Origin of the sequence: Actibacterium atlanticum (assembly GCF_000671395.1) — a bacterium.
GTDB lineage: Bacteria > Pseudomonadota > Alphaproteobacteria > Rhodobacterales > Rhodobacteraceae > Actibacterium_D > Actibacterium_D atlanticum.
In genome coordinates, this window is sequence record NZ_AQQY01000005.1 from 1 (window position 1) to 18,526 (window position 18,526).

The following is an 18,526-nucleotide window of genomic DNA, read 5'->3' on the forward strand; positions in this document are numbered from 1 at the left end:
GACATCAAAGACCCCAGCCAGAACATCAACTGGGTCACCCCGCAGGGCGGCGAGGGGCCGAATTACCCAAATATGTAACCGGGGGACAACAAGATGAACGAGATGAATGGCTATGACATCGAGGACCTTCATGTGGGAATGGAGGCCAGCTTCTCCAAGACAATCACCGAGGCGGATATCATCCTGTTTGCCGGAGCATCGGGCGATAACAACGCGATACATATTAACGAGGAATTCGCCCAAACGACGCCCTTCAAAGGGCGTATCGCCCACGGGTTTCTGACCGCAAGCACCATTTCGGCAGCGATCGCCAATCGTCTTCCGGGACCCGGCTCGATCTACATGTCGCAGCGTATGAATTTCGTGGGGCCCGTGCGCCCCGGCGATACAGTTCAGGCGGTTGTACGGATCACCGACGTCAACACCGAGAAAAGCCGGGTGCTGCTTGAAACGATCTGTTCGGTTGAGGGGCGCAATGTTGTCGAGGGCGAAGCGCTGATCCGCACGACATCGAGAGCCCGTCGCGCAACAGCGGCACGCCCCTAGAAACGCGCACCCCACGTACTGAGGTTAGGGACAGAACTGTAAGTCGACCTTTCTCCTATCGGCTGGGCATTGGTGGGGTCTGGCGATAGTCATAAAACCCGCGCCCTACTTTGCGGCCAAGCCATCCAGCATCCACATACTTTTGCAGCAGCGGACAAGGGCGGTACTTTGGATCATGCAGGCCGTTGTTGAGCACATTCATAATGGCAAGACAGGTGTCCAGCCCAATGAAATCCGCCAATTCAAACGGACCCATAGGATGATTGGCCCCAAGCTTCATGGACGCATCAATGGACGCGATGGAACCGACCCCTTCATAGAGCGTGTAAACGGCTTCATTGATCATCGGGATCAGAATTCGATTGACGATGAAAGCCGGGTAGTCCTCGGCAACAGTGGCGGTTTTGCCGATCTGTCCCATCAGGTTTTTGACGGTGTTGAAGACTGCATCGTCCGTTGCAATGCCACGGATCAGCTCAACCAGTTTCATGACCGGAACGGGGTTCATGAAATGCACCCCCAGAAATCTTTCAGGTCGATCGGTTGATGTCGCCAGTCGGGTGATCGAAATAGACGAGGTGTTGCTTGCCACGATGGTGTCCGGCCCCAGGTGCGGCGTCAAAGCTCGGAAAATCTTTACTTTGGTCGCTTCGTTCTCGGTTGCGGCTTCAATGATCAGCTGCGCCTTCCCAAGTGAGGCCAACTCTGTCTGCGGGGAGATACGTGTGACAATAGACCGGGCCCGATCAGATGAGATTTTACCCTTGGCGACAAGCCGTTCCAGCCCGTTTTGAATGTTTTCAACGCCGCGGCGCGCTGCTGCATCGGATACATCGCTTAGCAGCACTTGCAATCCCGATTGGGCGAAAACCTGAGCGATGCCTGCTCCCATCTGACCTGCGCCAATCACAGCAACGGAGTTGATATCGTGGTGATTAATCATTCTGAACCTTCCAAATTCGAGCAGGTAAAGAGGTGTGCTCGGTCAAGAAGTGGCAGATGGACGCGATTGGATTTTGTGCGAAATGTACTGAATTGTGACGACGCCTCAATTGTTGAAACCCCGACGGAAACTTATGTTAAAAAGGATGCCAAACATGGGTTGAGAGCCAATCGTGTCACTGAAACTCAAAAAAGATGTCGTCAAAGCCTGGGACGTGTTTGAGCTGATCAATCAGGGTGTCTCGATATTTGACCAAGACCTCAGGCTTGTATTTTGGAACGACCGCTTTCTGGAGCTGTTGGAGTTCCCGCATCACCTTGCCTTTGAAGGGGCGACCTTCGAATCGTTCATCCGGCATAACGCAACCATCGGCGAATATGGGGATGGGGACGTCGAAACCTTGGTGGCCGAACGCGTCGAGCTGGCAAAACGGTTTGAAAAGCACCGCCTGCATCGCGAGCGTCCTGATGGCACCGTGATCGAGGTCAGCGGATCACCGATGCCGAATGGCGGTTTCGTCTCGATTTATACCGACATCACGCTCCAAAAGAAGCGTGAGCAGGAGCTTGAGCGCGAAGCGTTGGCGCGCACGCGTGAGTTGGCAAACAGCGAAGCGCGCCTTCAGTTGATCGCCGACGAGGTGCCAGCCGGCATTGCGCATGTCGACGGTAGAATGAACTTTCTGTTCGCAAACCGTCGCTTTGCCCGCGCCTATGGGCACACACCTGACAGTATCGCCGGATTGAACTGCGAACAGGTTCTGCACCCGCAGACCTTTGCCGAGTCGAAGAAATTTTTTGAGCGTGCCCGGCGTGGCAAAATCGTGGACTTTGAAATGAAGGTCCGGATGCCGAAGGACCGAATCCGCGATGTACGGACGTACTTGCGGCCCGAACGCGGCGAAAAAGGAGACGAGTCCAGTTTCTACATCCTGAGCGTCGATGTTACCCGAAACAAGGCGGCGACCACGGCTCTGCTAAGCTCGCAGAAGATGGACGCACTTGGCCGGATGTCGAGCGGGATTTCTCATGATTTCAACAATCTTCTCACCATCATCCTTGGCAATCTTGTTCCTTTGACTGATCGCATTCAGGACCCGGAGCTGCTGGATGAGTATCTGGTTCCGGCAATATCCGCGGCTCGACGCGGGTCTAGCCTGACAGCGCGCCTGATCAATCTGGCACGACAAAAACCGATCAACCCTCAGACAGCAGCGGCGGACGAAAGCCTGTCTGACCTGGTTGACTTGTTGCGCAGTTCGATCCCTGAAAACATTGACCTGAATGTCCAGTTGAACGCGCCAGAGGCTTGCGTCAGTGTTGACGCGTCCGAACTGGAAACCGCTATCCTGAATCTTGTCGTGAACGCACGCGATGCGATCTCTGGTTCAGGCACCATCACCTTGTCGACAAACCTGTATGAGCTTTCAGATGATGAGGCGACCCTCTACCGTCTGACCCAGGGCGAGTACGTGAAAATCACGCTGGCCGATACAGGTGTGGGAATGTCGGTGTCGCAAACCGAGCAAGTATTTGAACCCTTTCACACCACCAAGGCCGACGTAGGCGGCTCGGGGCTGGGTTTGGCGATGGTTTACAGCTTTGTGCGACAGTCCAACGGAACGATCTGGGTAGATAGCGAACTTGGCCAAGGCAGTGTGTTTACAATGATGCTGCCAACGACGCAGGACAAGGTGGAGCACCAAGCATTTGGTCACGAGCCCTATCGCAAACTTAAGGCGCGCAAAAACCGCCCCCTTGTTCTGCTGGTCGAGGATGATCGCGATGTGCGGCGTGTGGTGATGCGCCAGCTGACGGATATCGGTTTTGCCACCTTGGAAGCCGACAGCGCCAGCACCGCACTGGATCTTTTAGAGCTTGTTGAAGACATCTCAGCCGTGCTGACGGACGTGATCATGCCCGGCAAGCTGAACGGGATCGATCTTGCCAATGAGGTGCGCTGTACCCACCCCAACATGCGGGTCGTTCTTATGAGCGGGAACCAAGAAGAAATCGCGCAGATGACTTTCCGCGAGAACACCGCGCAGCTGCTGCGCAAACCTTTCTCAAATGCTGAATTGGCAGATGCGCTTTCAGGTGTCTCGTCGGGTTTGGCCAAGCGTGCCGGGGATGCGTCTTGAAGCCATTGGTCTATATCCTTGAGGATGACGTAGATATCTCCAACGTCGTTCAACGCACGCTCAAGGCCGAGGGGTTTTTGGTTGAAGTGTTCCAACGCAAGGGTAGCTTCCTGAATCAATTCAAACGCAAGGCACCCGATCTTTGCCTGGTTGATTTGACACTCCCGGATGGCGATGGCCTTAGTGTAATCACTGAAAATCTGCACAAAAGCGGCGTGCCGGCCATTGTTGTCACGGGCAAAAGCGCAGTGACGGACCGGATTATTGGGCTCGAGGTGGGGGCCGACGACTATATCACCAAACCGTTTGAACCACGCGAACTGGTCGCTCGTGTGCGGGCTGTTCTGCGGCGCATCCGGCTGTCAGGCGACCAAGCCGCAGCCGGGCCTCAGCGTGTCGCGCAGTTCGATGACTGGACCGCTGATCTGCAAAGCTGCACCCTGATCCATGCTTCGGGCGCGGCCGTGGATCTTGGCGCCGCCGAAACACGTTTGTTGGAAGTCCTGTTGAAATCGGCAGGGCGCGTTCTGAGCCGCGGTCAGTTGATGGACCATATCCATTCCAGCGACGAAGAACCCCTGGACCGAAGCGTCGATGCCCGCATCTCAAGGTTGCGCAAAAGACTTGGTGATGATCCCAAAGATCCCAGGCTTGTGCGAACGGTTTACGGTGCTGGCTATGTCTTTTCTGCCAAAGTCGAGTGGGTTTAACATTCCTCTCATGACGTGAAAAAAACGGATGTGAAATCGACCCATGTCGGTTAGCATCGCGCAAATCACACGTCGAATTGGAGGGTTCAGACATGGTTTTTCGGATCGGGATGCAAAGATGACCGACCCAAAAGATCGCGTTGAACTGCCGTCCTCTGGCGTCGCAAACTTCGCGGCACTGACACCAATTGCATTCCTGACGCGGGCCGCGCAGGTATTCCCCGATGCGCCAGCGGTGATTTACAATGATTTGCAGCGCAACTGGCGCGAGACAGAGGCGCGCGCAACCGCATTGGCGCGAGGATTGACCGCGCTTGGGGTGCAGCCAGGCGACGTGGTGTCGGTTGTCGCACCCAATATCCCCGAGCTCTATGAATGCCACTTTGGCGTGCCGATGTGTGGGGCGGTGTTGAATACGATCAACAACACACTCGATCCCGAAACCATGGCCTATATCCTGGATCACAGCCAAACGCGTGCTTTGATTGTCGATCCACAATTCACGCCAGTTGTTCAACAAGCACTGGCACTGTGCCCGCGGGAAATTGCGCTGGTGGTAGATATCGAGGATCCGTACTACGAGGCGGCCTCCCCCATGGGCTCGATGACCTATGACGATGTGCTGAGCGCTGGCGAAGGCGGGATACAGCCCGAATACATAGGCGATGAGCTTACCCCGATCTCAATCAACTACACTTCGGGCACCACAGGTAATCCTAAGGGGTGCGTCTACAGCCATCGCGGAGCCTATCTTAATGCGATGGCCCATCTGGTGGACTGGCAGATGCCGCGCCACAGTGTCTATCTTTGGACGCTTCCGATGTTTCACTGCAACGGCTGGTGCTTTCCATGGACAATCGCTGCAAATTTTGGGGTGAACATATGTTTGCGACAAAACGATGAGCAAACGATCTGTGAGGCGCTTCAGGCAAAAGGCGTAACACACTTTTGCGGCTCACCTGCCTTGCTTGTGGCTTTATTGAACTGTGCACACAGGCCCACGCGCCTTGAAGAACCGGTCCACGCCATGGTTGCAGGTGCGCCTCCCCCGGCTGAAATTATTCGCCAGGTCGAGCAGCTGAACATCTCTGTTACCCATGTCTATGGCCTGACCGAGGTCTATGGCCCGGCAATGATCAACTTGTGGCACACCGATTGGGATAGGCTGCCCAAGAACGAGCGGGCCGGACTTAAGGCGCGCCAAGGGGTGGGCAACATAGCGACGCGCCGCGTTGGCATTGTCAAAACTGATGGCGTTACACCGACACCCTCAGATGGGCGCAGCATTGGTCAGGTTATGCTACAAGGCAACAATGTCATGCTTGGCTATCTGAACAACGAAGCTGCAAACCGGGCAAGCTTTCAGAATGGCTGGTTTGCTACCGGTGATCTTGGGGTGCGCCATCCTGACGGCTATGTCGAGATCAAAGACCGCGAGACCGATGTCATCAGCGTTAAGGGGCAATATTTGTCATCTATCGAGATAGAGGGCGTGCTTTATCGCCATCCCGACGTTCTTGAAGCCGCAGTGGTGTCATGCCCCGACCCGGAATGGGGCGAAATCCCCTGTGGTTTTGTCACGCTGAAACCCGGGTCCCGAACCCCCGCCAAGAGCATCGAAGGGTTTTACAAAGAACAACGCTCTGAGGTTGAAATCCCAATTCGGGTTGTATTTGGTGACATACCAAAAACGGCCACTGGCAAAGTCCTGAAATACCGTTTGCGCGCGCGCGCCAAAAAGCTCTGAATAAAGTTTTACTCCAAGGGCACGAAGCACCAGCTTGAACTATCTAGAGCCTCGACAGCGCCCATCTTAGATTGCAGGACTGACAGGCGTTTCAAAGAGGCTTCAGTGGGGGAGGATCATTGGCTGGGGTGGTAGGATTCGAACCTACGATACACTGTACCAAAAACAGCTGCCTTACCACTTGGCTACACCCCAACAGTGGCGCGTTGATTACGCCAGACTGGGGCGCGCTTCAAGCCCTTAATAGCAAAAAAGTTGCCCAAAGCGCGCCCGATTGATCAGGCCGAGATTTGCTCCCTCAGGATCGAGGCTGTCATCGAGATCATCAGGTAGATCCCGCTGAGAATCAGTAGCGTCAGCATCGTATTTTCAAAGGCGCGCGGATAGGTGGGTTCATCCGGGGCCACAGGTTTTACGCTGACCGACAGGTAACGCACCTGACGATTGGCTTCGATTCGCGCTGTCTCTAGCTGTTGCAGGGCTTGTTGCAGCAAGAGCTGGCGGTTGGCCAAATCAGCCTCGGCAATGCGCAGCTCGGCCGAGACCCGCGCAAGCGAGTCGGTGCCAGATGTGCTCTCTGTCATGGAGGATCGCAATTCCGAGACCAGTGCCTCTAGGCGGCTGATATCGCCCTTTACGCCATCAACGCGGGCCTGATTGGGGCGGGCGTTGTCCATGAGCTGTTGCAACTGCAGACGTTTCTCACGCAGCTGAATTTCAAAGCTGTTGATTTGCCCCATCAGGGCGCTGGTTTCTGTCACAGGGTCCAGAACACCCAGTTGTTCCTGCAACTCAAGAACGCGATTTTGTGCATCTTCGACTTTGCGCTCTGCATCTTCATAGCTAGATCGCGCACCGGACATCTGATCTTCGCGCAAGCGTTGTGTCAGACTGTCGACCCGTGCTTCTGCATAAGAGATCAGCGCTTCGGAGAAGGCAGCAGATGTCCCGGGGTCAGCCGCGACAACTTCCATTTTCAAGACACCCTCGGTCGGGTCATAGCTGATTTTGACGTTGTTCTTATAGATTTTATAGGCATCTTCGCGCGATGCCCCATCTTCCAGCCGCTGAATGGCGTCGATATGAGGTTGGCTGAAATGCGGGATGAACCCTAAGTCCTGATCTAGGCGCAACATCGCGTCGCGCGATTGAAGATAGCCCTGAACTTGCGTCGAATCCTGGCTGGTCGCGATACCGGTCCCCGAGAACAATCCACCCAGGCCACTGCTGCCCTGACTTTCAGCCTGTTGAATGGTGAATTCGGACTTTGTCGCGTACATCGGCGTGGCGATCGCGAAGAAGTAATATCCAGCGATGATTGTCGGCAGCAAAACAAACATCACAAGACGCGAGATCATCAACACCAGCTTACGGCGGCGACGACGAGCGATGTCGCGCTGAATTTCGAGCACCTGGTTCACGGGGGAATCCGGTTGGCGCAGCTCGGTGGTTGGCAGGTTCTGTCCGGGAGAGGGAACTGTTTGCGGTAGCTGCGGTTGCTGGGACACTTTCGGTTGTCCACTGGTATCCGTGACAAGCTCTAGCATATTGGCCCGCTGGAACGGATCTATCCCGTTTTTGCGCAACAGGCGCACCGCGTCAAAGTCAGAAGTTGGTGCCAAACCGTGCTTTTGTGCAATGCGGCGTGCCATGCGCAGCTGCCGACCGGTCAGGCCTTCTTTGCGGATTTCGGTGATGTCCATCGCGGGCTGATTTTGCGCCGCCATCTGCGCGCGCGCCTGATCCGCATCCGGCGTCGCAGCATGGGCGGGCTTCGGGTCAAAGCCGTCTTCAACCGGGTGCGCCGATTGGTCGGCGGCAGCCGTGGCAGGGCGGCCATTGCCCAAGGGTCCGCTGCGGCGGATACGGAACTTTTTAGCTCTGGGTTTCGTAGTCATAGAGCCTTTTCGCCTCTTCCAGCGTTTCAAACATGTGAAATTGGCCGTCAACCAAAACGGCGGCCGATTTTGCGAACTTTTCAAGCGTAGATGCCTGATGCGATACGATTACCACGGTAGCCTTTTGCAAACGTTCACGCAAAACCTGCCCGGCTTTGCGGTTGAACGCGACGTCGGTGGTGGTCGGCATGCCTTCGTCAATCAGATAGATGTCGAAATCCATCGCCAGCATCAACGAGAAATTCAATCGTGCACGCATGCCTTGGCTATAGGTGCCAACAGGCATGTCGAAATACTCCTCAATTCCGCACATCCAGCGGGTGAAAGCTTCGACATAGTCGGGATCCAGCCCGTAAAGGCGCGCGATATAGCGAGCATTTTCCTTGCCGGTGTGCCGGTTCACGACACCGCCCATAAAGCCCAGAGGGAAAGAAATCCGGCTGGTGCGAATGATTTTGCCTTCGTCCGGTTTTTCCAGCCCGGCCATCATGTTGATGACCGTGGTTTTCCCGGTGCCGTTGGGGGCAAGAATGCCCAGTGACTTGCCCACTTCGACGCGAAAAGACACGCGGTCAAGGATCACCTTGCGCTGCTTTCCTGTCCAAAAGGACTTACTGACATTGATGAACTCGATCATCTCGCTGCCCCACTCGTGGCCCGCGCGGAATTATTATAGATGCGCAGTTGCCGTAACATGGACAATACCCCGGTAATTGGGCGGTATTATGTCCGATGCAAGGGGTAATAAAACCTTAAATCCGCCTGAATGTGGCGGAAATATGTCTGGTGCCGCCCAAACCGGGCGGCACCTAAGCGTAAAACCCACTCACAGGGTCTGTTTTTCCACCCTCAGCAGCTTGCCCGCAATGACCGAGACAATCGCCGCAGCAAAGCTCAGTAGCGCCCCCATCTTGGCAGCATCCTGTACACGAATGTCCCCCAGCATGGTCGAGCTGTCAAAGGCCACCGTTGCTACGAAAAGCGACACGGTAAAGCCAATTGCCGCGACAAAGCCGATCACGATCAGGTCAATCGTGCGCATGCCCGCAGGAAGGCCAAAGCCCATGGCATGGGCCCCAATCGCACCGAATATGTAGATTCCAAGTGGCTTGCCGATCAACAGACCGGCCAGAACCAGCCATGTCGGCGATCCGATCGACGAAAATTCCACCCCTGCGTTGAGCAGGCCAAAGAAGAACAGAATGACCTCAACCGGGTGGGCCAGAAGGTGCTCACAGTGGTTGAGCAGATCCTTCAGGTGGGACTCGGCTTCGGCGAAGATACCGAAAGCCCGGTCAGCGTGGGGCAGGGCGGGCACGATAGGCAGCAGGCCAAGAGCAGGGTGAATGCCTGCCTCTTGGAAGCCATACCAGCCGATGGCGCCAGCGATCAGATAGGGCCAGAACGACAGGTTCTTGCGCACCCAGGTAGATTTCGGGCGCGCTTGATTGCCCCGATCCATACGCCGCGGAAGCCAGTTGAACACCACGTAGGCCGTGAGCGAAGCACCAAAGGACAGGCCCAGCCAACCGGGGGCCAACGGCAGGTTCGGATCCGGATAGAAAACCGCCAGAATGATCAGGCCTGCCGCGTCATCTGCGATGGCCAGCAGCAGCAGGAAGCGTACCGCAGGGTGGCCCGCCCCAAAGACCAGACGCCCCACCAGATACGAGAACGCGATGTCTGTCGCGGTGGGAATGGCCCAGCCACGCGAAACAGCATCAAAGGTGTCCGAGCCAAGAAACGCGGCCAGACCCAGATAAACCGCGATCGGGCCAATCATCCCGCCCGCCGTGGCGATCAGCGGGGTCGCCGCCTTTTTGCCACGCAACGAGCCGTTCTTGAGGATCACGGCCTCCCAGACTTCTTTGGCGGCGATGGCAAAGAAAAAGGCCATCAGAACGTCGTTCACAAGGTAGTGCAGCGTAAGCGTGCGGTGCACGTGTCCATGCTCATCGACATGGGCGTGACCGATAAAGAAATGGTCCGCGATCACGAAGTCGACGAACTCGTGATAGGAATGCGGATTGGTATTCGCCCAGATCAGCGCGATCACCGCCCCGAAGATCAACAATAGCGAATAGTTCGTAACGAAGTTCCACACGCGATACATGTGCGTTTCCCCCTGAGGCCTGTTCAGGACTCAGTTAAAACATGAGCTGATAGCGCGCAACAAGAGCTAGTTACCCTGCGACAAGGTTCCACGCCAAACCAGCTAACACAGACCCGATAAAGGCAATGCCAAGATAGGCCGCGAAAACGCGGGGTTTGACCAGTGCCCAAACCGCAACTGCGGCTGGTATACAGCTGACCCCGCCCGCCAGAACAAAGGACATGGCTGCGCCGTTGTTCATGCCCTGCTGCAGCAGGCTATCGACCAGCGGCACTGCGGCATAGCCGTTCAAATAGGCGGGCGCCCCAACCAACGCGCCCAGAACAATCGGACGGAGGCCTTCACCGCCGACAACGGTCGCGATCAACTCGGCCGGAACATAATGCAACATCAGGGCTTCGAGCATGTAAGCCAGCAGCAGCCATTTCCCAAGGAAGAAGGCGTTTTCAATCACGGTGTCGCGGAATACCTCGCGGCGATCAGCGTGGGGCCAGAATTTCCAGACGGTTTGGCCCGAAAACGGGTCGTCAGAGCCGCAGCTGGAACTGCAGCAAGATGTCTTGGTTTGTTGCTTGAGCGGATTTTCAAACAGGGCGCTGCGCGCCAGCATCATGGTGATGGTCCCGCCCATCAGGCCCATGCCCACGGCAGACACGGTTTTGGCCACGGCAAACCCTGTGCCTAGCGTGCCCGCAGTGATGGCGAACATCGCTGGATCCATCAATGGGGACGAAAGCCAAAAGGCCATCACCGCCGACAAAGGCGCCCCGACGGCCAGAAGCGCTGCGATGAAGGGAATAACCTCGCACGAGCAAAACGGCGACAGCCCCCCCGCCATGGAGGCCAGCACGATCATCCTCAGCTGCGGCCCCTCGAAAGCTTTGGCCAACATGTTTTCGGCCCCGGTGGCCTTCAAATAGCCCACAGCCAACACGGCGAAGATGATGAAGATCCCGGTATGTGCAATTGCGCCGCCTGCAAATTTCAATGTCGGAACTGTCTGGTCCGGATCAAAGATCAGCAATAAAACCGGGATTAACAGGATGGCCAGAATGGCCTTGTCGAGCCGCGACCAAAGCTGTGACAGGCGGGGTAGTCCGTGAGTGGTGTCAGTCATGATCGTGGCTTTCATCCGGGGCGTCGGCGCAACATTCCTTTAGCAGGAAGTCTGACAGCGATTGCATCTCGTCATAGGCGGCGGCCGCGCAGATGATCGAACGGCCCTGCCGTTCCTGAGTCACCAGACCGGCCTGCGCCAGAATTTTCATGTGGTGGGTCAAGGTCGAACCGGTGATCCCACTGCGCGCCCCAAGCTCTCCGATCCGCAAACCTTTCGGCCCGGCGCGCACAAGGCAACGCAGAACGGACAAACGATGTTCAGATCCCAAAGCGGCAAAGCTGGACGCGGCCTGAACCAAAGACAGATCGGTGCATGAGTCGTGTTTCATATTTCGATAATTCTAGAAATATAAAAATAAGTCAAGCATGATTGGCAGCGCCCGCTGTCGCACCTAGATTGGCCCGATGAGCCAGACCCTTGATGCGCTAACTGCCGAGATCGGCAAATGCCAGCTTTGTGCCGAGCGTTTTGCAGCCACGGCAACCGCGCACAGGCCGCGACCGGTAACTTGGCTGCACGATGGCGCCCCGATCCTGATTGCGGGGCAGGCACCGGGGAACCGGGTCTATAAAGAAGGGAAGCCGTTCTTTGATGCCTCGGGCGACCGGCTGCGCGATTGGATGGGGGTCAGCGCTGATCAGTTCTATGATCGCGATCTGTTGTCGGTGCTGCCCATGGCGTTTTGCTTTCCGGGGTATGATGCCAAAGGCTCGGACCTGCCGCCGCCACCCATTTGCCGCAACACTTGGCATGACCAAATCCGCACGGTTCTGGGGCAGCCAAAACTGACGCTGCTGGTGGGGGGCTATGCGCAGAAATACTTTCTGGGAGCGACGGCAAAGGCCGGGGTGACGGCCACCGTGGCCGCTTGGCGCGATCATGCGCCGCGCGTCTTCCCCTTGCCGCACCCGTCGTGGCGCAATACGGCTTGGCTAAAGAAGAATCCGTGGTTCATGCAAGAGGTCCTGCCAGCCCTGCGTCTCCACGTGCAGGAGATTTTGAATGACTGATACGCCCGACATGACGCCGCTGGATACGGCCCACGCCGCGATGGAGGCCGCCCCGGCTGATGATGCCGCCCGTTTGCGCTTTTTCGAACGTCTGGCCGATAGCGAACTGTTTTTGCTTTTGGCCGAAGAAGTCGCCGGCGACAACGTGACGCCGCGCGTTTTCAGCGTCGAAGGCGGGTCTTATGTTCTGGTCTTTGACCGCGAAGAGCGACTGGCGGATTTCGTCGGCGAACCCGCGCCTTACGTTGCTTTGTCAGGACGATTGATCGCAACCATGCTGAAGGACCAAGAGATCGGTCTAGGGGTGAACCTTTCGGTTGCCCCTTCGTCGATCCTGATGCCTGCCGAGGCGATCAGCTGGCTGGCCAACACATTGGCCCAAGCCCCCAATGAAGTCGAAGCCAAACCGGTCGAGGTATCCGCGCCCCAAGGCGTGCCCGAAGCCTTGTTGAGCGCACTAGACACCAAACTGGTCAGCGCCGCCGGGCTGGCGCCTTTGGTCTATTTGGTGGGCGTCGAATACGAGGACGGCCAGCACGGCCATATGCTGGCCTTTATCGACGCTGCAGACGGCGCAGAAGGGGCCTTGGCCCAAGCCGCCAGTGAGGCTCTGACCTTTAGCGGTATCGAAGCAGGCGCGATGGACGTTGCGTTCTTTGCTGCCTCTGACCCCATCGCTGCAAGTCTGGCCCGTGTCGGGTTGCGCTTTGACATCCCTGAACCGGCCAAACCACAGGCTGTTGCCCCTAAAGCGCCGGGCATGGATCCGCAAAAGCCGCCCAAACTGCGATAGCGGTCAATATCCCTGAGCTGGGTTTGCCAGAAACTCGAAAGGTTCGCCTGCCTCGCCATGCGCGATGTTGCGGGCGATGACTTGCGCGGCCGTGATGGGCCGTGTTTCCGACGCCACATGCGGCGTAATGGTTATCTTGGGATGGTGCCAAAATGGGTGCTCGGGGGGCAGCGGCTCTATCCGAAATACGTCCAGCGTGGCGTGGCCGATTTGCCCGTCATCCAACGCGGCCAGCAGCGCGTCATCGTCAACCAGCGGGCCGCGCCCCGGGTTCAACACCACACCGCCACGTTTCATCAAAGCCAGTCGTTGCGCATTCAGAATGCTGTCTGTCTGGGGCGTTTGGGGAAGCAGCAACACCGCCATATCTGCCTCGCTTAGGGCCAGCTGAAGGCCAGCATCCCCATGATGGCAGACCATTCCTTCGCGAGATTTGGGGTTGCGGCTCCAGCCTTCGACCCGAAAGTTAAGTGCGGCCAAAGCCTGCGCGCAAGCCGTTCCGAGCTGCCCCAAACCCAGCACCGCGATTTTACGTTCGCGGGCCAGAGGTGGAATGACACGATCCCAATCGCCGTTCAGCCCGGGCACATAGCGATCTACGCCGATGTGATGACGCATCACGTGGCCCACGACCCATTCAACCATGCCTTCGGTCATGCCCGTATCGACCATGCGACACAAAGGTTGGGTCAGAGTCGGGTTGTCGATGATCCGTTCAACGCCGGCCCAAAGGCTTAGCACGGCCTTGCAGTTTATAAACGGGGTGAAGTCGGTCAACGCGCTGTCGGGCGCATAGATGATATAGTCTACCTGCGCTGCGGCGCCCTCTGTCACCCATTCAACGATCAACCCATGGCGCGCAAAAGCGGACTCAAGCAGCGGTTGGTAGACCGGCCAGCGCGCAGCCGTGGCCGCAAAGAGAAGACGGATACTCATCGGCCCCTCGGTCGGTGGATGTGGGCACTTTGGACAAGACCAAAGGCGGCCATGAGCACCAGCATCGCCGATCCACCGTATGACACCAGCGGCAAGGGCACCCCAACCACCGGTGCCAATCCCATCACCATCGACATGTTCAACGCGAAGAAAAAGAAGAAGGTGGCCGCAATACCGATGATCAGCAACGACGAAAACCGGTCTTTGGTTTTGAACGCGGCGCTCAGGCAAAAGAGCAAGATCAAGGCGTAGAGCCCCAGCAATGAAAACCCACCGATAAACCCGAATTCTTCGGCAAGGGTCGTAAAGATAAAGTCGGTGTGTTTTTCCGGCAGAAAGTTCAGACGGCTTTGGGTGCCCTGCATAAAGCCGCGTCCTGTCCACCCGCCCGAGCCAAGCGCGATCTTGGATTGGGTAATATGATACCCTGCACCAAGCGGATCAGATGCCGGGTCCAGAAAGGTGTCGATCCGCCGGTATTGATAGTCCTGCAGGAACTGCCAGGTTGTGCCGCGTGACGCAAAGACTCCGCCCACAAGCCCCGCGCCCATTGCGGTCACCGCCGCGAAATAGGCCCAGTGAACGCCAGCTGCAAACATCACTACCGCGCCCCCCATCACCAACAAAAGCGAGGTGCCCAGATCTGGTTGTTTCAGGACCAGAAAGGTCGGCAACAGGATCAGCACAACCGGAATGGCCACGAACAAAGGGTGCGAGACCTTCTTCACCGGCAGCACGTCATAATAGCCCGCCAGCAGCATCACCAAGGCGATCTTGGTCAGCTCGGAGGGTTGCAACATGATAAAGCCAAGGTCGATCCAACGCTGCGCCCCCATACCGACTGTTCCGATGAACTCGACGAGGATTAGCAGGATCAACGAAGCCAGATAGGCCACGGCTGCCACGTTGCGCCAAAACCAGATCGGGATAAAGGCGACAATGAACATCGCGGCCAGACCCAGTGCGAAACGTTTCATTTGCGGTTCGGCCCACGGGGTCATCGACCCGCCTGCGACCGAATAAAGCATCATGAAGCCAACTCCGGCGACCGCTGTAAGCAACAGGACCAAAGCCCAGTTCACGAACAGCACCTTGCGCCAGCCGCTGGGGATCGTCTTGATATTGTGCTCAAGATAGCTCATGCGCGGCTGCGCCCCGGCGAGGGTTTGGGCAGGGGCGGCATCAAATCCATCGCGTCGAAACGTTCTTCTACTTCGCGGCGTTGATTGGCCGGGTAGGCCTCAAGCGGGGGCAGGTCATCATGGAGCGCCCGCAAGGCGATGTCGCGCGCCACCGGGGCCGCTGCCGTGGATCCGCCGCCGCCATGTTCCACAACCACGGCCACCGCGATCTGCGGATCGTCGGCGGGCGCATAGCACACGTAAAGCGCGTGATCGCGGCGTTCCCACGGCAGGTCTTCGTTGCGAAACACACCGCGGGCGCGTTCTTCCTTGGTGATGTTGCGAACCTGACTGGTGCCGGTTTTCCCCGCCAGCTTCAACGCGTCATCCACCACCCTTGTGCGATAGGCGGTGCCGCGTCGCGCGTTGGACACATCGAACATACCGCGCCGGATATGGGACAATGCAGCTGGGGAAATGTCCAGATCCACACCAGCGCCCGAGGGCTGCTCGATTCCTTCAATGGACTTCAGAATACGCGGCGTCACCGCCCGACCGGTGGCAATCCGTGCTGTCATCACCGCCAGTTGCAAGGGCGAAGCCAACACAAAACCTTGCCCGATAGAGGCGTTCAGCGTATCGCCCACAACCCATTCAGCGCCGCGTTTTTCCCGTTTCCAGGCCTTGGTGGGGGCCAGCCCTTGTGCCACCGCTGACAGCGGCAGGTCATGGCGCGTTCCCAACCCCAGCTTGCGTGCCATTTCTGAAATCTTCTCGATCCCGACGCGCTGGGCAACGTCGTAGTAATAGACATCGCAGGACTGCTCGAGGCTCTTGTTCAGATCGACCTGACCATGTCCTCCGCGCCGCCAGCAATGGAACCGCCGGTTCCCGACTTCAAGGTGGCCCGGGCAGTAAACGGTTTCATCGGGATCAATCACCCCGGCCTCCAGCGCGGCCAGTGCCGTGACCATTTTGAAGGTCGAGCCGGGCGGGTAGGTGCCCTGAACCGTTTTACTGGCCAGCGGGCGATAGGTGTTTTCCGTCAACGCGCGATAGTCGGCCACGGAAATCCCACGCACGAATTTGTTGGGATCAAATGTGGGGGCCGAGGCAATGCCAAGGATATCGCCCTTATCAAGACCGATAACCACGGCCGCAGCACTTTCATTCGCCAGCCGCGCCTGCATGAAGTTTTGCAACCCCGCATCTACGGTCAACTGCATGTCGGCGCCCTGTTCACCTTCGGCCCGGCTGAGTTCTCGGATAACCCGGCCCACGGCGTTGACTTCGATCCGTCGGGTGCCTGCGCTCCCACGCAGATCGCCCTCCATCTTTGCCTCAACACCGGTTTTGCCTATCTGAAACCGGGGGATTTGCAGCACTGGATCCGGGTCTTCAAGACGCGACAGATCGTAATCCGAGACGGGCCCGACATAGCCAATCACATGGGCAAAATCCGCGCCCATCGGATATTCTCGCGACAATCCGCGTTCGGGGCTGACACCGGGCAGGGCCGGGGCGTTCACCGCCACTTCGGCGACCTGATCCCAAGTAACACGATCTGCCACGGTGACGGGCACAAACGGACTGCGGCGTTTCAGTTCTTTGCGGGTGCGCGCAAGGTCTTCGGGGCTCATTGGAATGATGCGTGATATGCGCGCCAGCGCCTCGTCTACGTCGTCAACATCCTCGCGAACCATGACGATACGATAGTTCTGTTCGTTTCGCGCCAACACCAACCCATTGCGATCATAGATCAACCCGCGGGTCGGTGGGATCAGGCGGATGTTGATACGGTTTTCTTCCGCCAAAAGGCGGAACTGATCGGCCTGTTCCACCTGCATATAGCGCATGCGAAAGGTCAGCCCGCCCATGAACACCAGCTGCGCGCCGCCAAGGATCAGCCCGCGCCGGGTGATCTTGCGTTTGCTTTCCGCCGTATCGCGTGGGGATGGCTTCATGCGTGTCCTCCGCGGGCTTCAAAGTCGCTGGGGGCAGGGCGGCGCAATCCCGCGCCAAAGACCGAGATCCCCATCGCCACAGGGTAAAAGGCGATGTTCATGAAGATTTGCACCACGCTAAACGCAACGCTGGAATGCGCCACGCCCACCACATAAAGCGTCAGGTCATTTACCAGTGTCGCCGCTGTCATGATCGCCGCGCTGATGGCCCATTCGGCCAGAAAGGGGATATCGCCTTCTCCCTGAAAACGGCTGCGCTGAAACTCGGCTGCGATCAACACGATCATCGCCCACAGCCCCGGAGGGCGCTGCAGGACAAAGTCACACAGCAACATCAGGGTGACCAACAAGACAGGCGGCAAGTAATCGGGCCGGCGCAACACCCACACCAATGCGAAACACAGCACCATGTCAGGCCCCGGGAACATCGCTGGCAGCGCGTTCAGCGGCAATATGTGCAGAAACAGAAACCCGATGGTCATCACCGAAAAGAGCGCCTGATACAGAAGGCGCTGGCGGGTCTGCTCCCCGATCATTGCGTCGCCTCCGCATCGCTGAACTGCTGATCTTCTGTGGTTTCGACCGGAAGCTGAGGCGCGGCGATCAATCCGCCGGTATCCGAGATGACCTCGCGTTCATGGCTGCGTAAGACCCGCAGGAATTCCAGCTGCTCATAGTCAGCAGAAAGCCGGACGCGCAGGCGCCCGTCAGCCCCTTGCGCAACTTGCCCGACCAGCAGCCCAGCCGGGAAAACCTTGCCATCGCCCGAAGATACGACCCGGTCCCCCGGGCGCAACGCTTCGGGGTTTTCAACAAAATCCAGCAAGGGCGCGATGGTGTTGTCGCCGGCCAGCATCGCACGTTGGCCAGAGGGCTGAACCGTTACCGGGATGCGCGAGTTTGAATCGGTCAGCAAGATCACCCGCGCGCTGTTTTCACCCACGCCTGAAATGCGCCCGACCAATCCCAGCCCATCGGTGGTGGCCCAGCCATCAATAATTCCGTCGCGCCGCCCGACATTCAGCAATACCGATTGCCGATAGGGCGAGCCGGAATCTGCGAGCACCACCCCGGTGATAAACGTCAACTTCGGGTCCAACCGCACTTTGTTCAGGTCCAGAAGCTTGGCGTTTTCCTGTTCCAGTTGTAGCGCGGCTTCTTTCCAGGCTTTCATCTGCTGTAAAGCGCGGCGCAGTTCCTGATTTTGCTGATAGATACGGGTATAGGACTGGAAGTCCTCAACCATCCCGGCCACCGCTGTGACCGGCAGCAGCACCCAGTCAAAGCTGGGGACCACGGTGTCTACCAGGTTTGCGCGGAATCGTTCCATCCGCGGGCTGTCGACACGCCAGACAAGGAATATCGCCAACAAGCACACAACCAGAACACCCACCAAGATACGACGTATCGGGCGGGAGTAATTGAACTGGTTTTGCCGGTCTTTTGCCACGGCGGCCTCTCTTCAGGCGCGGGGCGCTGATTTCA

General features: G+C 57.6%; 18 protein-coding genes and 1 tRNA gene. 7 read left to right on the top strand and 12 right to left on the bottom strand.

Annotated features, from left to right (window positions below):
- On the top strand, window positions 1–78 hold a 78-nt coding region (locus tag ATO10_RS16720), incomplete at its 5' end, for a 4Fe-4S dicluster domain-containing protein (RefSeq protein WP_155886743.1).
- A gap of 15 nt (window positions 79–93) precedes the next feature.
- Entirely contained in the window at window positions 94–546 is a 453-nt protein-coding gene (locus tag ATO10_RS08590; protein WP_035250501.1) for a MaoC family dehydratase, read from the top strand.
- 55 nt (window positions 547–601) lie between these two features.
- On the opposite strand, the gene ATO10_RS08595 is transcribed toward ATO10_RS08590, so the two are convergent.
- Complete coding sequence (locus ATO10_RS08595) at window positions 602–1,489, bottom strand: 3-hydroxybutyryl-CoA dehydrogenase (protein ID WP_035250504.1); 888 nt, start codon at window positions 1,487–1,489, stop codon at window positions 602–604.
- Between the two features lie 172 nt (window positions 1,490–1,661).
- Here ATO10_RS08595 and ATO10_RS08600 point away from each other — a divergent pair, with 172 nt between their 5' ends.
- The 3 genes from ATO10_RS08600 (at window position 1,662) to ATO10_RS08610 (ending at window position 6,086) form a co-directional block, all read left to right on the top strand.
- The gene (locus ATO10_RS08600) at window positions 1,662–3,629 is read left to right on the top strand and encodes a PAS-domain containing protein (protein WP_051598047.1); all 1,968 of its coding nucleotides are present in this window, start codon (window positions 1,662–1,664) and stop codon (window positions 3,627–3,629) included.
- A complete protein-coding gene (locus tag ATO10_RS08605; protein ID WP_035250506.1) occupies window positions 3,626–4,339 on the top strand; it encodes a response regulator transcription factor in 714 nt (237 codons plus the stop codon). Before ATO10_RS08600 ends, ATO10_RS08605 begins: the two co-directional genes overlap by 4 nt.
- Before the next feature lie 118 nt (window positions 4,340–4,457).
- On the top strand, window positions 4,458–6,086 hold the full coding sequence (locus ATO10_RS08610; protein WP_035250510.1) for an AMP-binding protein: 1,629 nt from the start codon (window positions 4,458–4,460) through the stop codon (window positions 6,084–6,086).
- Window positions 6,087–6,206: 120 nt separating this feature from the next.
- Here ATO10_RS08610 and ATO10_RS08615 read toward each other — a convergent pair.
- The 6 genes from ATO10_RS08615 to ATO10_RS08640 all read right to left on the bottom strand — a co-directional run bounded on the left by ATO10_RS08615 (window position 6,207) and on the right by ATO10_RS08640 (window position 11,545).
- Window positions 6,207–6,281, bottom strand: a tRNA-Gln gene (locus ATO10_RS08615).
- An 83-nt stretch (window positions 6,282–6,364) separates the two neighbouring features.
- Window positions 6,365–7,984 carry a KpsE/RkpR family capsule polysaccharide export protein gene (locus ATO10_RS08620; protein ID WP_035250513.1) on the bottom strand — a complete coding sequence of 540 codons (1,620 nt, stop codon included), beginning with the start codon at window positions 7,982–7,984 and terminating at the stop codon, window positions 6,365–6,367.
- Complete coding sequence (locus ATO10_RS08625; RefSeq protein ID WP_035250516.1) at window positions 7,962–8,621, bottom strand: ABC transporter ATP-binding protein; 660 nt, start codon at window positions 8,619–8,621, stop codon at window positions 7,962–7,964. The genes ATO10_RS08620 and ATO10_RS08625 overlap by 23 nt, the downstream gene beginning before the upstream one ends.
- A gap of 189 nt (window positions 8,622–8,810) precedes the next feature.
- Entirely contained in the window at window positions 8,811–10,097 is a 1,287-nt protein-coding gene (locus tag ATO10_RS08630; RefSeq protein WP_035250518.1) for a Na+/H+ antiporter NhaA, read from the bottom strand.
- Window positions 10,098–10,167: 70 nt separating this feature from the next.
- On the bottom strand, window positions 10,168–11,214 hold the full coding sequence (locus ATO10_RS08635) for a permease (RefSeq protein ID WP_035251006.1): 1,047 nt from the start codon (window positions 11,212–11,214) through the stop codon (window positions 10,168–10,170).
- Window positions 11,207–11,545 (bottom strand): ArsR/SmtB family transcription factor, encoded by a 339-nt coding sequence (locus tag ATO10_RS08640; protein ID WP_035250520.1) that lies wholly within the window; start codon window positions 11,543–11,545, stop codon window positions 11,207–11,209. Before ATO10_RS08640 ends, ATO10_RS08635 begins: the two co-directional genes overlap by 8 nt.
- 76 nt (window positions 11,546–11,621) lie before the next feature.
- Between ATO10_RS08640 and ATO10_RS08645 the strand changes: the two genes are divergently transcribed.
- Entirely contained in the window at window positions 11,622–12,227 is a 606-nt protein-coding gene (locus ATO10_RS08645; protein ID WP_035250523.1) for a uracil-DNA glycosylase family protein, read from the top strand.
- Window positions 12,220–13,020, top strand: a complete 801-nt coding sequence (locus ATO10_RS08650) for an SseB family protein (RefSeq protein WP_035250526.1) — start codon at window positions 12,220–12,222, stop codon at window positions 13,018–13,020. Before ATO10_RS08645 ends, ATO10_RS08650 begins: the two co-directional genes overlap by 8 nt.
- A 3-nt stretch (window positions 13,021–13,023) precedes the next feature.
- On the opposite strand, the gene ATO10_RS08655 is transcribed toward ATO10_RS08650, so the two are convergent.
- The 5 genes from ATO10_RS08655 to mreC are packed head-to-tail and all read right to left on the bottom strand — an operon-like array spanning window position 13,024 to window position 18,491.
- Complete coding sequence (locus tag ATO10_RS08655; protein WP_035250528.1) at window positions 13,024–13,956, bottom strand: 2-hydroxyacid dehydrogenase; 933 nt, start codon at window positions 13,954–13,956, stop codon at window positions 13,024–13,026.
- The gene (rodA, locus tag ATO10_RS08660) at window positions 13,953–15,098 is read right to left on the bottom strand and encodes a rod shape-determining protein RodA (RefSeq protein ID WP_035250531.1); all 1,146 of its coding nucleotides are present in this window, start codon (window positions 15,096–15,098) and stop codon (window positions 13,953–13,955) included. The genes ATO10_RS08655 and rodA overlap by 4 nt, the downstream gene beginning before the upstream one ends.
- The gene (mrdA, locus tag ATO10_RS08665) at window positions 15,095–17,041 is read right to left on the bottom strand and encodes a penicillin-binding protein 2 (RefSeq protein ID WP_035250534.1); all 1,947 of its coding nucleotides are present in this window, start codon (window positions 17,039–17,041) and stop codon (window positions 15,095–15,097) included. The genes rodA and mrdA overlap by 4 nt, the downstream gene beginning before the upstream one ends.
- Entirely contained in the window at window positions 17,038–17,577 is a 540-nt protein-coding gene (locus ATO10_RS08670; RefSeq protein WP_035250535.1) for a hypothetical protein, read from the bottom strand. Before ATO10_RS08670 ends, mrdA begins: the two co-directional genes overlap by 4 nt.
- Window positions 17,574–18,491 carry a rod shape-determining protein MreC gene (gene mreC / locus ATO10_RS08675; protein WP_051598048.1) on the bottom strand — a complete coding sequence of 306 codons (918 nt, stop codon included), beginning with the start codon at window positions 18,489–18,491 and terminating at the stop codon, window positions 17,574–17,576. Before mreC ends, ATO10_RS08670 begins: the two co-directional genes overlap by 4 nt.
- Between the last annotated feature and the right edge of the window lie 35 nt (window positions 18,492–18,526).